The organism is Fictibacillus sp. Mic-4 (genome assembly GCF_049843615.1).
Taxonomy (GTDB): Bacteria; Bacillota; Bacilli; order Bacillales; family Fictibacillaceae; genus Fictibacillus_A; species Fictibacillus_A gelatini.
The window spans coordinates 1-14,598 of sequence record NZ_JBBHZM010000060.1; the positions used below are offsets into that span (position 1 = coordinate 1).

Annotated in this window: 17 protein-coding genes; 1 reads left to right on the forward strand and 16 read right to left on the reverse strand. The window is 41.0% G+C overall.

Annotation, left to right across the window (positions count from 1 at the left end; translation table 11 throughout):
* Nucleotides 1–76 precede the first annotated feature (76 nt).
* The 6 genes from yabG to metG form a co-directional block, all read right to left on the reverse strand.
* Complete coding sequence (gene yabG / locus WD019_RS20480) at nucleotides 77–949, reverse strand: sporulation peptidase YabG (RefSeq protein ID WP_026678123.1); 873 nt, start codon at nucleotides 947–949, stop codon at nucleotides 77–79.
* Between the two features lie 81 nt (nucleotides 950–1,030).
* A complete protein-coding gene (gene rsmA, locus WD019_RS20485; protein ID WP_026678124.1) occupies nucleotides 1,031–1,906 on the reverse strand; it encodes a 16S rRNA (adenine(1518)-N(6)/adenine(1519)-N(6))-dimethyltransferase RsmA in 876 nt (291 codons plus the stop codon).
* A complete protein-coding gene (gene rnmV, locus WD019_RS20490) occupies nucleotides 1,903–2,460 on the reverse strand; it encodes a ribonuclease M5 (RefSeq protein ID WP_026678125.1) in 558 nt (185 codons plus the stop codon). The genes rsmA and rnmV overlap by 4 nt, the downstream gene beginning before the upstream one ends.
* A 125-nt stretch (nucleotides 2,461–2,585) precedes the next feature.
* A complete protein-coding gene (locus WD019_RS20495) occupies nucleotides 2,586–3,791 on the reverse strand; it encodes a G5 and 3D domain-containing protein (protein ID WP_035350925.1) in 1,206 nt (401 codons plus the stop codon).
* 92 nt (nucleotides 3,792–3,883) lie between these two features.
* A complete protein-coding gene (locus tag WD019_RS20500; RefSeq protein ID WP_026678127.1) occupies nucleotides 3,884–4,651 on the reverse strand; it encodes a TatD family hydrolase in 768 nt (255 codons plus the stop codon).
* Between the two features lie 131 nt (nucleotides 4,652–4,782).
* Nucleotides 4,783–6,729, reverse strand: a complete 1,947-nt coding sequence (gene metG, locus WD019_RS20505; RefSeq protein WP_425712664.1) for a methionine--tRNA ligase — start codon at nucleotides 6,727–6,729, stop codon at nucleotides 4,783–4,785.
* A 486-nt stretch (nucleotides 6,730–7,215) separates the two neighbouring features.
* Here metG and WD019_RS20510 point away from each other — a divergent pair, with 486 nt between their 5' ends.
* Nucleotides 7,216–7,503, forward strand: coding sequence for an AbrB/MazE/SpoVT family DNA-binding domain-containing protein (locus tag WD019_RS20510; RefSeq protein WP_026678129.1), 288 nt, complete (start codon nucleotides 7,216–7,218; stop codon nucleotides 7,501–7,503).
* A gap of 37 nt (nucleotides 7,504–7,540) precedes the next feature.
* On the opposite strand, the gene rsmI is transcribed toward WD019_RS20510, so the two are convergent.
* From rsmI to WD019_RS20560, 10 genes are all read right to left on the reverse strand, one after another.
* Complete coding sequence (gene rsmI, locus WD019_RS20515; protein WP_425712659.1) at nucleotides 7,541–8,422, reverse strand: 16S rRNA (cytidine(1402)-2'-O)-methyltransferase; 882 nt, start codon at nucleotides 8,420–8,422, stop codon at nucleotides 7,541–7,543.
* A complete protein-coding gene (locus WD019_RS20520) occupies nucleotides 8,400–8,681 on the reverse strand; it encodes a GIY-YIG nuclease family protein (protein ID WP_425712660.1) in 282 nt (93 codons plus the stop codon). The genes rsmI and WD019_RS20520 overlap by 23 nt, the downstream gene beginning before the upstream one ends.
* Complete coding sequence (locus WD019_RS20525; RefSeq protein ID WP_425712661.1) at nucleotides 8,671–9,414, reverse strand: tRNA1(Val) (adenine(37)-N6)-methyltransferase; 744 nt, start codon at nucleotides 9,412–9,414, stop codon at nucleotides 8,671–8,673. Before WD019_RS20525 ends, WD019_RS20520 begins: the two co-directional genes overlap by 11 nt.
* 57 nt (nucleotides 9,415–9,471) lie before the next feature.
* Nucleotides 9,472–9,822 (reverse strand): DNA replication initiation control protein YabA, encoded by a 351-nt coding sequence (gene yabA, locus WD019_RS20530; RefSeq protein WP_026678133.1) that lies wholly within the window; start codon nucleotides 9,820–9,822, stop codon nucleotides 9,472–9,474.
* A gap of 15 nt (nucleotides 9,823–9,837) precedes the next feature.
* A complete protein-coding gene (locus WD019_RS20535; protein WP_026678134.1) occupies nucleotides 9,838–10,665 on the reverse strand; it encodes a PSP1 domain-containing protein in 828 nt (275 codons plus the stop codon).
* Nucleotides 10,666–10,671: 6 nt separating this feature from the next.
* Nucleotides 10,672–11,658, reverse strand: a complete 987-nt coding sequence (gene holB, locus WD019_RS20540; protein ID WP_425712662.1) for a DNA polymerase III subunit delta' — start codon at nucleotides 11,656–11,658, stop codon at nucleotides 10,672–10,674.
* Nucleotides 11,659–11,702: 44 nt separating this feature from the next.
* On the reverse strand, nucleotides 11,703–12,032 hold the full coding sequence (locus tag WD019_RS20545) for a cyclic-di-AMP receptor (protein ID WP_026678136.1): 330 nt from the start codon (nucleotides 12,030–12,032) through the stop codon (nucleotides 11,703–11,705).
* A gap of 20 nt (nucleotides 12,033–12,052) precedes the next feature.
* A complete protein-coding gene (gene tmk / locus WD019_RS20550) occupies nucleotides 12,053–12,691 on the reverse strand; it encodes a dTMP kinase (RefSeq protein WP_026678137.1) in 639 nt (212 codons plus the stop codon).
* A gap of 19 nt (nucleotides 12,692–12,710) precedes the next feature.
* The gene (locus tag WD019_RS20555) at nucleotides 12,711–14,114 is read right to left on the reverse strand and encodes an aminotransferase class I/II-fold pyridoxal phosphate-dependent enzyme (RefSeq protein ID WP_425712663.1); all 1,404 of its coding nucleotides are present in this window, start codon (nucleotides 14,112–14,114) and stop codon (nucleotides 12,711–12,713) included.
* 74 nt (nucleotides 14,115–14,188) lie between these two features.
* The gene (locus WD019_RS20560) at nucleotides 14,189–14,383 is read right to left on the reverse strand and encodes a sigma factor G inhibitor Gin (protein WP_026678139.1); all 195 of its coding nucleotides are present in this window, start codon (nucleotides 14,381–14,383) and stop codon (nucleotides 14,189–14,191) included.
* Between the last annotated feature and the right edge of the window lie 215 nt (nucleotides 14,384–14,598).

Below are 14,598 nucleotides of genomic sequence, written 5' to 3' on the forward strand. Positions count from 1 at the left end.
AATTATTTGTTCCACTTTAGTATGTAACAACTTTACAAAATTATGTAAAAATCCATCCAATTAATGTTGGATGGATTTAATAATCGACATAATTTTTAATTGGCATTCCCGTTCGTAAAAAGCCCGTCGTTTCGACTCCGCCCAATCCTTCCCGGCCTGTCAGCGTGTTGCGAAGAACATCCATGACATTGATCCGGTCCATAAACGACGTTAAGCTTATTTTAGAAACAACGTATACAGGATCTAGCGCATGAATATTGATTCTAGCAGGAGAACTAGCAAAATTCGCCCCTGCTTTGATTAACGATTCGAAATGGGATTGGCAGGCGCCTGCAAAGATGACTAAATGATCAAGATGCGGATTGTTCCTTCGTATTTCGCGAACCGTCCGAACAAAAAACTTCGTATGCCGGTATGCGTTAATATCTGACATCAGCCCTTTGCTCTTTAAATAAGCATCATGGCCGGTAATCACCAGAATATCCGGGCGCACTTCATCCAATAAAAAAGGGACACGCTCAGGCATTTCCGGTTCTTTCATATGAATGCCGTAAACCGGAACACCAAATCGCTTATAAAGATCCAAACATTTATTTAAATATAACGGATCTCCATCAACATGGAGCACACGCCCCGGGAGCTCAAAATAGGATTGATCGTATTCATACCCATTTGTCGATAGGTATTCCCGTTTTTGCCTGAGCAAAAAACAATCCTGGCGAAATAATTTATATGAAGATTCCACTTTTTCCTGTGCCGCTTTCCGTAATTCATCTTGCTGTCTTGCGTTCATTTGCACTAAATCTTCAACAGGGGCATCTGCCAAAAGACGCATTTCTTCCCCGGCGAGCTCCGCGATTGTTTTATCTTCATTAAAGCCAATGATTCGAAAAAGCAAATCGCATTTATAAGAAGTTCTTGCAACAATGGCTCCAATTTCAAGTTTCATTTTACTCCCCCTATTGCAAGTATTCGTCTCAATGGATTCTTTATCTTTAAAAGATATGAAGCAAAGGGGAGAAACATGATATTATTTCACAAGCGGAAGGAGCCGATCTGAAAGCCTGGCAAATTCCTCGATCGTTAGCGTTTCGCCTCTTCGCTTTGGATCGATTCCGGCACTTTTTAATGCTTCTTCTAATTCTTCCCGCTTTTCTTTTGCGATCAAATTGTTCAGCAAATTATTCCACAACGTTTTTCGGCGCTGGGCAAATGAGGCTCGAATTACTTTAAAGAAGAAGGCCTCGTCCTCAACATGAACGGGTGGCTCCTCCCTTAAATTTAACCGGATGACCGCCGAATCGACATTTGGCGGCGGGATAAAGACCGTCTTTGGCACTTTTAATACCGTTTCAGCAGTGGCATAATATTGAACAGCAATCGATAACGAGTTGTAATCCTTCGTTCCTGGCTCTGCTGCCAATCGATCAGCCACCTCTTTTTGAATCATACAAACAATCCCACGTATCGGCAGCTTATCCGTTAACAGTTTCATAATAATGGGCGTCGTCACATAGTAAGGTAGATTCGCAACGACCATAATGTCTTGAATGTTCTTAAATTCTTTTTCCATTATTGAGTGAACATCGGCTTCCAATATATCCGAATGGACGACTTTAACATGGCTGTATGGCGCAAGTGTTTCCTGTAAAATTGGCAAGAGGCGCTGATCGATTTCAAACGCAACGACTTTTTTCGCATTTCTCGCAATATGCTCTGTCAATGCGCCAATCCCGGGACCGATCTCAATAACGCCGGATTCGGATGTCAGGTTAGCGGCTTTTACAATGTTCGCTAAAATATTCTTGTCGATTAAAAAATTTTGACCTAAACTTTTTTTAAAGGTAAACCCATGTTTCTCGATAATCTCTTTCGTCGTTTGAGGAGTGGAAATGTCTCTTGTCATGATTGTTCCTCCTGCAAAATTTGTTTCATCGCATGTGCAAATTCTTCATCAGTTATTTGAAACATTTTAAGCCGTTTGTATAACTGTTTTCCGTTCATATAGCCAATTTTTAAAAGCAACCCGAGTTTTTCCCGTCTTTCTTTGGCGTGTTTTCCGCCAATTAAACCTGCCGATACTAAGTCATTCCATGAGATAACTTCTTCATCGGCCACATACTCTTTTTTAACATTCATTAACGCTTCACGAATCGCCTCTATTGACGCATGCTCGACCCCTACACCTTTATTATTGATGGCAATCGCTTCTTTTTTTGGCAGAAAAGCATGTTGGACGCCAGGAACGCTTTGGGAAATAATCTTCCGAATGCGTTCACCGGGGAAATCGGGATCTGTAAAAACGATAACGCCACGTTTTTCATGGGCTAGCTTGATTCGTTCAATCGTTGCCTGGCTGATTTCTGATCCGTTCGTTTCGAGTGTATCAGCCTCAACCGCCCGCTTGACGGCGATTGTATCACATTTTCCTTCTACAACGATAATTTCTTTAATTTTCATTTTTTCCTCCAAAAATAGTGAAACCTTTTGTCTTGTTTTGACGTCTAAAAGTTAGTATAACCTAAACAGCAGCTAAACGGCTCGCAAAATAAAAAGTACAGAGGAATAAGTCCCCTGTACAATCATTAATCGATAATTTTTATTTTGACTGTCCGACGTCCCCACTGGTTGGCTTTTGCGTTGGAAGAAACAAATACATCGATTCTCTTCCCGTGAATGGCTCCGCCCGTATCGGACGCGATAGCATAGCCGTAGCCTTCTACATATACTTTACTTCCAAGCGGGATAAGCCCGGGATCGACGGCAATAACCTTCGCATTTGGATTGGCTTTTAAATTAAAGCCTGTTGACGTTCTCCCTGAACAGCCAGCACAATTGGCGGTATATGCGGTACTTTCAACATAAAACTCCCGGCCGGAAGATGCATGCGATTTTCCACGTGAAACAACCGGTAAATCGCGGCTCTCTTTTGTTCCGACAGCAATAACTTTATCTTTACTGTCTGAAAGCTTTTTCTTTTTCACAAGCTTTCGGGAAACTTCTTTCCCGTTTTCAAGTACGACCTCATAACGCTTTGCCACCCGGCCTTTTTTGCCGGACCTCACGACTTTTTTGTTTCCTTTCGTTAAGGAATGGTCTTTCTTCGTGACCGTATCGAAAGGCAAATCTTCTTCCACTACATCGATGACCTTTTCTACTTTGATGACATTTACCTTCATGTCGTCTTTTAATGACGAATTCATGCCAGGCTTTACTTTATCTAGATCTCCTACTTTTACATTTTGTTGTTTCAAAAAGTCAGCGACCGTAGTCGAAGTGGTCCAAACTTGTTTCGCTTTTTTCCCGCCGACGGATAATTGAATGGAGTACGCAGGCTTTAGGGTAATGGTTTGCCCATTGGCAATAGCCGTGTTTAATCCGGGCGAAATTTGGTCATGTTGGTTGAGATCCAAATCAGTTTCCTTTAAAAAATCTTCAACCGTTTTTTTCGTCGTCCAATATGTTTTTTCTTTATCATTGATTTTAAGATGAACTTCTTTAGCAGGAATGTACGTCACCTTTAAATTATCTTTGACACGCGTGTTTAATCCAGGCTTTAGAACATCATGTTTGTCGACATGAATGTCGTTTTCTTGAAGCAATTCCTTTACACGATCGGCGTGCGAACGTACCTTATGCTCTTTCCCATCAACGATAATGGTCACATCGTTTTTCGTAGTTTCATAGCTTACAAATCCTGTTGTTATCCCTAACACCATACATGCTGCAGTCGACATAAGTAACTTTTTTCGCACATACCGTGAAAAAACCCCCCTTATGTTGCTGAACATATGATCAATCCCCCTTATAGAATAAATGTAGTTGCTTTTTTCGGATCCCCCCTTCCTTCTTTTTGGATTTGAATAAAAAATAGGAATACCTTTTATCGAGTAATGCCGAATAACCGTTTGGCATTTTCGGATGTTTTTTCAATTAATTGTTCTACCGGCATTTCTTTCAACTCAGCCAGCGCTTCTGCTACATACTTCACGTAAGACGGCTCATTTCGCTTTCCGCGAAAAGGATGCGGGCTTAAATACGGACAATCGGTTTCGATCAATAAGCGGTCGATAGGTACTTCTTTTGCTACTTCTTTCGGTTTTTTCGCATTTTTAAAAGTAACCGGCCCTCCGAAAGAAATATAAAAGTTCATGTCCATGCATTCTTTCGCCACTTCCAGGCTGCCGCTGAAACAATGCATGATTCCGCCGACTTCCTTTGCTCCTTCTTCCCGCAAAATATCAACGACATCTTTTGTTGCCTCACGATTATGTATAATAATTGGCAAGTTGACTTTTTTTGCGAGCCGTATTTGACGGCGAAAAACTTCTTTTTGAACTTCTTTCGGTGATTTATCCCAATGGTAGTCAAGTCCCATTTCTCCAAGCGCAACCACTTTCGGATGGCTCGCTAATTCTTCAATCCAATTTAAATCCTCATCACGCATATCGATCGCATCAACAGGATGCCAGCCTACAGCCGCATAAATAAAATCGTAATTCTCAGCCAGCTTGATTGCTCCATGAATCGTTTCCGTATCAAATCCGACGACAACGATATGTTCAACGCCTTCTGCCAATGCTCTCTCAATAACTTCTTCAACGTCTTCTTGAAATTGGACTGCATTTAAATGGGCATGTGTATCAAACATGAGACTTTCCTCCTAAATATGATTTAAAGTTTAACATAGTATGATAAGCTCTTTGGTTAACAATTCAATTACACTTTCGTTACAGGGGATTTGTAATATTACAGAAAAAAAGCGGGGATTCCCCGCTTTTTTTACTTAACTTTCGCACCGTTCGGGAGGCTTTGATCGACAGTAGCCAGCGTTAATTGGCCATCTGTTGAACCGGCTAAAATCATCCCTTCCGACAGTTCTCCTCGAAGTTTCACAGGTTTCAAATTTGTTACACAAATTACTTTTTTACCGACTAATTCCTCTGGTTTGTAATAATTTGCAATACCGGAAACCACCTGGCGACGTTCGAACCCTAAATCAAGTTGTAATTTTAACAACTTATTCGCCTTTTTCACCGGCTCCGCTTCGACAACTTCCGCCACACGGAGATCGACTTTCATAAAATCATCAATCGTAATTTCTTCGGTTTCCTCTTTTTCTATCTTTACTTGAGGAGCAGCCTGGCTTTTGGCACCCATTGAATCTTTTATATATTGGACTTCCACGTCCGTCTCAAACCGTGGGAAGATAGGGGCTCCTTTTTGCACGTTTGTCCCTTTTGGCAATTGGCCGAATTCGTATATGCTATCCCATGACATCAACTGTTTATCGTGAACGCCGAGCTGTTCCCGGATCTTTTTCGGGGCATTGGTCATAAACGGTTGAATCAGGACAGAAATAATCCGAATGGTCTCCGCTAAATGATACATAACAGAGGCTAGCTCATTTTTTCGATTTTCATCTTTTGCCAGCACCCATGGCTCTGTTTCATCAATATATTTGTTTGTTCGGCTCACGAGCTGCCAGATGGAACTGAGCGCTACAGAAAACTCCATGTCCTCAAGCGCAGCCTCTGTTTTCCGAATGCTTTCGCCTGCAAATTCAACAAGTGATTGGTCGAATTTCGTTACATTTCCTTCATAAGCAGGAATCATTCCATCGAAATATTTGTTAATCATCGCTACCGTACGATTGACAAGATTGCCGAGGTCATTCGCCAGGTCATGGTTGATCCGGTCGATAAAACTTTCCGGTGTAAATACGCCATCAGAACCAAAAGGCACTTCCCTGAGTAAATAATACCTTAGTGCATCTAAGCCGTATCGGTCGATTAATGTATCCGGATCGACGACATTTCCTTTAGATTTCGACATTTTTCCATCTTTCATAAGCAACCAGCCGTGGGCAAACACCTTTTTCGGAAGCGGCAAATCAAGCGCCATGAGCATAATCGGCCAATAAATGGTGTGGAACCGGACAATTTCTTTTCCGACGAGATGAACATCTGCCGGCCAATACGTTTTATATTTTTCATCGTTTTCGGTCCCGTAACCCAGAGCGGTAATATAATTGGAGAGGGCATCAATCCATACGTAGACCACATGTTTAGGGTTGTCCGGAACTTTCACTCCCCAGTCAAAAGAGGTACGTGAAACGGCTAAATCTTCTAACCCCGGTTTAATAAAATTATTAATCATTTCATTTTTGCGGGATTCAGGCTGGATGAAATCCGGGTTCTCCTCGTAAAACTGCAAAAGGCGATCGGCATATTTGCTCATTTTAAAGAAATAGCTTTCTTCTTTCACCCTTTTCACTTCACGTCCACAATCCGGGCAATTGCCGTTGACTAACTGATGTTCAGTAAAAAAAGATTCACACGGCGTACAATACCAGCCTTCGTATTCGCCAAGGTAAATGTCCCCCTGGTCGACCAGCTGTTTAAAAATTTTTTCAACGACCGTCTTATGCCGTTCTTCTGTTGTTCGAATAAAGTCATCATAAGAAATGTCAAGTTTTTTCCATAACTCTTTTATCCCCGAAACAATCTCGTCGACGTATTCTTTTGGAGAAACCCCTTTTTCTTCTGCTTTTTGTTGAATTTTTTGCCCATGCTCGTCCGTACCTGTCAAATACATCACGTCAAAGCCTTTTAATCGTTTATAACGGGCCATCGCATCGCCAGCCACCGTCGTATAAGCATGTCCGATATGAAGCTTCCCGCTCGGATAATAAATCGGGGTTGTGATATAAAACGTCTTCTCTCCCATCATTAAACCTCCCTTAATATGTATGTTTAGTAGAAAACTCGGCGTTCAGCCGAGTAGTCGTGAACTTTAACTTCAAATTGTGTAAAAAAATGTTCAATTTAGGACATAAAATACAAAAACCATTCGAAAAAGCTTTATATAAATAGTTTCATTATGCACCCATCTTCCTTCAAAATATACCTAAAGAGACAAATGTATGTCAAGATTAGTAAATTCTAAACATGATTTTGTCGAACTTTGTCATAATTTTAGGATTACACAATTCCCAGTGATTATTTTGAAGAGTTGTAATAATAATGAAACCAATTTTTTATTAACATTGCAGGATTAACATGTGCTTTAACCGGGTAAATAAATTACAAGCTTTTCTGTTGACTGCTTTTGGAAATATTGTTATGATAAAAACATTAAAGCACTTGTCGAATTCTGACGATTTTATACTTTAGAGATAAAAATTTTTTAATTCACTTAGGAGGAGAATAAATTATGAAATCTACTGGTATTGTTCGTAAAGTTGATGAATTAGGACGTGTCGTTATTCCGATCGAATTGCGCCGAACTCTTGGTATTGCAGAAAAAGACGCATTGGAAATTTACGTTGATGATGACCGCATTATCCTTAAAAAGTATAAACCAAACATGACTTGTGCTGTTACTGGGGAAGTATCCGACGATAACTATACAATTGCAGGCGGAAAAATCATTCTTAGCCCTGAAGGCGCTCGCGAAGTAATGAATGAACTTCAAAAATACCTTCAAACGGCTAATAAATAATAGCCAAAAACGAAGTGGATGAACCACTTCGTTTTTTTTATTTTTCTTCAATATGAAAAGTGTTGTAAACTTCACGTTTTGGTAATTGACGGTCGTTTGCCACTTGTTTGATTGCTTCCTTGCTTGTTAAGCCCTTTTCTTTCATATAATGTTCGACATGTTCCACAATCGATACATGCCTCCACCATTCTTCTTCTTGCCCGCTGGCAGCGTCCTTATTTCCTTCTACGATAAGGCAAAATTCGCCTCGCACTTCCGAATCTTTGCACCACGATAAAGCTTCACTCAACGTTCCACGAATTATTTCTTCATACTTCTTCGTCAATTCTCGCGCAATGCAAACGTGTCGATCACCTAAGTGGTCATGCATGAATTGAAGGGTTTCTTTCAACCGATGCGGCGCTTCATAAAAAATAAGCGTAAAGGGGAGATTGGCCAAATGGGTAAGCTGTTCCTTTTTTTCCTTTTTTCCTCTTGGCAGAAAGCCGTAAAAGTAAAAACTATCGTTCGGAAGTCCAGAAGCGACAAGGGCAGGCAAAGCAGCATTGGCTCCCGGAAGGGGAACGACGGGAATTTTTTCAGCAACACACTGTACCACTAGCTCATACCCTGGATCGGAAATGGCCGGCATCCCTGCATCAGAAACAAGGGCAATGTTTTTCCCTTCATTTAACGCTTGAATGATTTTATTTCCGCTTGTTGTTTTATTATGATCATGATAGCTGACTAACGGTGTATGGATATCAAAATGATTTAACAATTTTTTCGTTTGCCGTGTATCTTCCGCCGCAATTTTGTCTACTTCTTTCAACGTTCGGACGGCCCGAAATGTCATATCTTCTAAATTGCCGATCGGTGTTGGGACAAGATAGAGTACCCCGGATGGATGATCAGACTCATAGCTTTTTTGTTGCCACATACGTGCCACTTCCTTCTTGAATTAACAACTCTTTTTGTTCTCTAGAAAATCGCTTAATTTGATATTCCGCACTCATTGCTTCTTCTTTTGTTGGAAATCGCTTTTGAAAAACAAGTTTGACCGGCGTTCTCCCTCTTGTATATTTTGCCCCTTTTCCCGCTTGATGCATCATCACCCGTTTTTCGACATTATTTGTATAACCCGTGTAATACGTGCCATCTTTACATTGGAGAATATAAACAAAATAGTTACTGTCCATAAAAAACCTTCTTCAGTTCAGATGTATATTCGCCATTTTCTTTATAAACGGTGAGTGGCGGCAGTAAGTGCAAATCAGGTTTTCCATCCTTCATCCCTTCCACTAAGAGCAGATTGGCTTCCTCGCCTGACTTCGGATAAACCAGTTGAAGTCTTTTCGGCTCGATTCGGTATTTCCTCATAAGTGCGAGAATATCCATTAAACGATTGGGGCGGTGGACGAAGGCAGCTTTTCCTCCTTGCTTTAACAATTGACTGCTTACGGAAATAACGTCTTCAAGCGTACAATAAATTTCGTGGCGGGCGATGGCCAGATGTTCATTTTCATTATAATCCCTTTTATTGACCGCCCGAAAATAAGGAGGGTTACATGTTACCGTATCAAATCTCCCGTGGCCGAGAAGCTCTGGCATATCAATAATATTGCCGTTTACCACTTTCATTTGTTCCTCTAATCCGTTAAGGGAAATGCTCCTTTGGGCCATATCGCTTAGACGCTTTTGAATTTCCACCATGGTAACGTGCGCTTTTGAGCGCTGGCTTAATAATAATCCAACCGCTCCGTTTCCTGCACATAAATCGATAATGTTCCCTTTTTGGATCGGGACATAAGCAAACCGGCTTAACAAAACGGCATCAAGCGAAAAGGAAAAAACAGACGGGCTTTGGATGATTTTTAACTGTGGATCGACTAAGTAATCTAGACGCTCATCATCTTTTAACTCAATTTCCATTTCAACACCCAATTCTTTAAAATAAAAGCCTTTCCAACAAAATTCTTGGAAAGACTCCTACCTTTTATTTAAAAACTCTACACAAAGCATACAATCCCCTTCGGTTCGCACACTTCCGTAAAAAATGTTGCAAATATGAAACCCTTCCTGGTAAAGACGGGCAAGATTATCGTATCCTTCTCCGATATCCGCCCCTTCTTTCTCTTTTGTCGGCTTTTGTTCATCGGTATGCGCAGGCTTATCCTCTTTCTTTAAAGCCTTCCTTAAATTATAATTTTCCATTTTTAAATGGTAGTTTTCTTCAAGTAATGCAGCCAGGTGTGATTTCAAAGACCCGAGTTGCTCGGTTAACTCGGCTAGTTGTTGTTCCATATGGGTCACCTGGGAAAAAATTTGATCTTTCTCCACGTGCCATCCACCTCATTATTCTGTAGCTTGTGTATATAATTCATCCATATTTACAAGCTCATCCAGTGTGTATTCTGTTATTTTCTCCAGTTCCGTTAACTCAACTTGAACAAGCTTCTCAAGCATATTCAACCCCACAACACGACCTTTTCCATGAGGTGTGGCGATTGCTTCGCCAATGTCAGGTAGTTCTTTTTTGACAGTCTCGTAATAATCATTTTCATATTTTAAACAACACATTAAACGGCCGCATAAACCGGAAATTTTGGCCGGGTTTAATGATAAATTTTGATCTTTTGCCATTTTAATCGAAACCGGCTCAAAATCTCCTAAAAACGTGGAGCAGCAAAGCATCCTCCCACATGGGCCAATTCCGCCAAGCATCTTCGCTTCATCCCGAACTCCAATTTGCCTGAGTTCAATACGTGTTCGAAAGATGGAAGCAAGATCTTTCACGAGTTCGCGAAAGTCGATTCTTCCATCGGCCGTGAAATAAAAAATAACTTTATTTCGATCAAACGTATATTCCACATCGACCAATTTCATTTCAAGCTTGTGTTCTTCGATTTTCGCCGTACATAATTCAAACGCGTGCTCTGCAGCTGCTTTATTTTCCTCTACAGTTAGCATGTCCTTTTGATTGGCATTGCGAACGACTTTTTTTAAGGGGAGAACAACATCCTGCTCCTCTACTTGCTTTTTTGCAATGACAACTTTTCCGTATTCAATTCCTCTTGCTGTTTCAACAATGACAAAGGTGTCTTTTTCTATTTCGAGATCCCCGGGATCGAAATAATATATTTTACCCGCTTTCTTAAAGCGGACACCGACTACTTCATACACAGACTTTTATCCCTCCCGTAATCGTAGCACTAACTGTTCCATTAAAGCCTGGGGGTTCACATTTGCCCCTAGACGCTGCTTGGCAGTCAAAATTGCGAGCATCTTCTCACTAAGGCGTTTCTGTGAATTTTGTAGCGCCTGTTCCTTTAACCGATCCTCCTGATCAATGAAAATAAGTTTGTCCGGCTCTGAAAGCTGTATAAATAAAAGATCTTTATACCAGATCAATAATAGGCTTAAAAAGATGTCGAGCTGATTTTTTTCCTTAAAAAGAGACAACCAATTTTCCTGTAGTGTGACAAGAACATGGTTAGGACGGTTTCTCAGCCCTTCAGTCAATTGTATCACTTTGTCACGAGCTTGTGCAAACCACTCTTCACGGCAAATTTCGTGCGCTTTCGACTTATCATTTGTTAGCGCAGCTGTTATTTTCGCCAGTGGAAGAGAGATGCCTTCTTCTGTTAATGCTTCCACTAATAGATCAGGTGGCAGTGGAGAAAAGGACAGTACCTGGGAACGGGAAAGAATCGTGTCAAGCAATCGGTGCACTTGTTCCGTTAAAATACAGGCAATGGTTGGCGATGTAGGTTCCTCAAGAAATTTCAACAGGCTGTTTGCCGCCTGGACGGTCATTTTATCAGCATGTTCAACGATATAGACTTTTTTCTCTGACTCCATACCGTGATAGGAGAATTCTTTTTGCAACCCGCGAATTTGGTCGATTTTAATCGACTGACCTTCCGGCGAGACGATATGGACATCCGGATGGTTTCCAGAATCGATCCTTCTGCAGTCAGAACACTCGCCGCAGGGAGAAACCCCATTTTTTTCACGACATAAAAATGCCCGCGCAAGCATTAAAGCCGTTTCCATTTTTCCCGTGCCATTGCCCCCTTCAAATACATAAGCATGAGCCAGGCGATTTTTTTTAAGGCTATTGGTTAATGTTTTAACGACTCTCGGTTGTTTTTTACGCAATTCTTCCCAGCCCATGATTTCCCTCCTTCTCTTAAAAAAGTGCTTTACGTTTATCAAAATTAAAATTGTTGAAAGTTTAAAACGGGGAGAACAAATACAGTTGCACCGCCTACTTTTACTTCAACAGGGTAAGGAACATAAGCATCGGCATTGCCACCCATAGGCGATACTGGGGCAACAAGTTGATCCCGGCTCTGGCAATTTTCCTTAATGATTTCAAGCACATCATCCACCCTGTGGTCTTCGACGCCAATCATAAACGTCGTATTCCCAGCCTTTAAAAATCCTCCCGTTGAGGCAAGTTTTGTTGCGCGGAACTGATGCTTGACAAGCGCATCCGCCAGACGGTTACTATCCTTATCTTGTACAACTGCTATAACCATTTTCATAAAAAAGCCCTCCTCGTTTTTTACTTAAAGTTCGTTATCAGTCTGTCAACATCCTCCCGAATCGTTTGAAAAACGTCTTCTACCGGCCTAGCCCCATCGATCAGAAGAATTCTCTCTTCCGATTGCTTATATAATTGAAGAAATCCTGCCCGCACATTTTCGTGATATTCCAATTGTTTTTGTTCAATTCGATCAAGGCCGCTTCTTGAATTTCTGTTGATCATCCGTTTTCGTCCTTCTTCTGGGGAAATATCGATTAAGTATGTACGATCCGGAACGAGTCCGCCAGTCGCAAACCTATTAATCATTTTTACGGTCTCAATCGCCGCACCCAATCCATACCCTTGATAAGCGATGGAAGCATCAACAAACCTGTCACAGAGGACCATCCGCCCTTCCGCTAACGCCGGCATGATTTTTTCTTTAACGTGCTGTGCCCGTGAGGCAGCGTATAATAAAATTTCGGTCTCATCCGCCATTTCTTTATGCGCTGGATCTAAAAGAAGAGAACGAATTCTGTCACTAATTGGCGTCCCACCCGGTTCGTGTGTTATGACATATGGAACGTTTTTCTCTTCAAAATAATGGGCAAGTTTTTTGATTTGTGTTGATTTCCCTGAACCATCAGGACCTTCAAGTGTAATAAATAATCCTCTCACGTCGCAATCTTCCTTACTTTTAAATATAAACTTTTAATTGACCATGATGACAGCCTTGAAAACGGGCCCCCATTTTAAGCAAGTGATGATACGTATCAATCATCTCTTTCGTAATTCGTTCCCCTTTAACAATCAATGGAACTCCTGGCGGATAAGGGATAACGGACTCAGCCGCTATATCCCCTTTTGCCTCGGCTATCGGGCGGTCAACTGATTTTCTGCTTAACATCTCTTGATAAGACAGCTCTAACATGCTGATCGTTTCGCTCGAATTTGTCTTCAAGCAATCGATTTCTATTACTCGTTCATTCGCTAAAATACTCTTTATCGTTTGAAGAAGCACATCCATTTGGCTAATTTCCCCGAGCGGCATAACAAAAAGAACATTGTACGGATCAGCAAGCTCGGTAAAAATGCCAGACGCCTCCAGTCTTTCTTGCAGCTGGTAGCCCGAGAGGCAGCATCGGCTTTGTACCGTAATTTTTAACGGATCCATTTGGCAATTGCAAGAAGCCCCTACCACTTTAATCTGAGGAATATCATTTAACCCCTGACGAAAACTCGAAATTTGCGATAAAATCCTCGAAATCCGCTGTTCCGTTAAACTTTCTAAATAGGCCCTTGCCAGATCAAGGGAAGCCATAATAGGATAAGAAGGCGAACTCGATTGAACGGCCTGTAAATAATATTTGATTTTCTCCTCATCTATAATGGAGCTGTTGCTATGTAGGTAAGACCCCATCGTCATCGCGGGCAACGTTTTATGTGCCGATTGTACAACAAGATCAGCGCCATAAGACAAAGCCGATGTTGGAAACCGATCATCAATGCCAAAATGGGCTCCGTGTGCTTCATCCACTAAAACAGGCAGTCCTTTCAAATGCATGAATTGGACAATCTGTGATAAGTCCATTGACATTCCATAATAGTTGGGATTAGTTAAAACAAGCCCTTTTACTTCTGGATATTGTTGAAACGCTTTTTCTACAGTGGATAATGTAACACCCGTTGCAAATTTGCCGATAGGATCAATTTGAGGAGTGATAAACACAGGGCGCAATTTCGCTAAATGAAGGCCGTTAATAATCGACTTATGGCAGTTGCGCTGCACAAGCACGGCGTCGCCTTCTTGAAAGGCGGATAACAACATGACGAGATTCCCTGCTGTACTCCCACCGACTAAAAAATAACTATGATTGGCCCCATAGAATAAAGCCGTTAATCGTTGTGCCTCATCGATGATACCTGTAGCTTCATGCAAATCATCAAGCCCTGTCAGCTCTGTAAGGTCAAGCGGCAAAATAGATGAAAAATGTTGACCAATCCCGATTTTTCCATTTTTATGACCGGGGACATGAAAAGACCAGCGCGATTTTTCGCTATGCCGGACCAATGCATCATAAATTGGTGTTTTACTAGACATGGTTTAAAATCCTTTAATGTACTTTTATTTATTTTAACATAGAAAAAATAAAAAACAGGCATTCTCACCTGTTTTTATAATGTAGAATTCACTAATTTTAATTTCCGTAATTGTTGGAGATAAAATTGATAATATGGATCGTTTGGTTCTGCTGCAACAATTTTTTCTTCACATTCCTGACAAATAAATTGATGAAGAATATGAATGCCGTTTTCTTTTGTTTCTTCACATATTAAACACATTTCCCCTGATGTATGTGATGAACTCATTTCTTCCACCTCCATATTCCCATTCTTGCCGAATTTTATGCCTTCTATACGTCCTTTTTTAAAAACATTTGCGTGTATTTAAAATGTATGTGTTTTTCCAATTTTTTGTGTCTGTCTTTCCGGAAATTAGAGGCGGGAAGTGAAAAGTGGGAAATGAGATGAACGACATCATCTAATGACAAAAAAAGAGACGAATGATTTCGTCTCTTTGGTTA

Excerpts from the sequence above, each read along its gene's own strand:
- WD019_RS20520 (WP_425712660.1), bottom strand. The coding sequence starts at position 8,681 with ATGGACAGTAACTATTTTGTTTATATTCTCCAATGTAAAGATGGCACG.
- WD019_RS20545 (WP_026678136.1), bottom strand. The coding sequence starts at position 12,032 with ATGAAAATGGTTATAGCAGTTGTACAAGATAAGGATAGTAACCGTCTG.
- yabG (WP_026678123.1), bottom strand. The coding sequence starts at position 949 with ATGAAACTTGAAATTGGAGCCATTGTTGCAAGAACTTCTTATAAATGC.
- WD019_RS20555 (WP_425712663.1), bottom strand. The coding sequence starts at position 14,114 with ATGTCTAGTAAAACACCAATTTATGATGCATTGGTCCGGCATAGCGAA.
- WD019_RS20525 (WP_425712661.1), bottom strand. The coding sequence starts at position 9,414 with ATGGAAATTGAGTTAAAAGATGATGAGCGTCTAGATTACTTAGTCGAT.
- metG (WP_425712664.1), bottom strand. The coding sequence starts at position 6,729 with ATGGGAGAGAAGACGTTTTATATCACAACCCCGATTTATTATCCGAGC.
- rsmI (WP_425712659.1), bottom strand. The coding sequence starts at position 8,422 with ATGTGGCAACAAAAAAGCTATGAGTCTGATCATCCATCCGGGGTACTC.
- WD019_RS20560 (WP_026678139.1), bottom strand. The coding sequence starts at position 14,383 with ATGAGTTCATCACATACATCAGGGGAAATGTGTTTAATATGTGAAGAA.
- holB (WP_425712662.1), bottom strand. The coding sequence starts at position 11,658 with ATGGGCTGGGAAGAATTGCGTAAAAAACAACCGAGAGTCGTTAAAACA.
- rsmA (WP_026678124.1), bottom strand. The coding sequence starts at position 1,906 with ATGACAAGAGACATTTCCACTCCTCAAACGACGAAAGAGATTATCGAG.
- WD019_RS20495 (WP_035350925.1), bottom strand. The coding sequence starts at position 3,791 with ATGTTCAGCAACATAAGGGGGGTTTTTTCACGGTATGTGCGAAAAAAG.
- rnmV (WP_026678125.1), bottom strand. The coding sequence starts at position 2,460 with ATGAAAATTAAAGAAATTATCGTTGTAGAAGGAAAATGTGATACAATC.
- WD019_RS20500 (WP_026678127.1), bottom strand. The coding sequence starts at position 4,651 with ATGTTTGATACACATGCCCATTTAAATGCAGTCCAATTTCAAGAAGAC.
- WD019_RS20510 (WP_026678129.1), top strand. The coding sequence starts at position 7,216 with ATGAAATCTACTGGTATTGTTCGTAAAGTTGATGAATTAGGACGTGTC.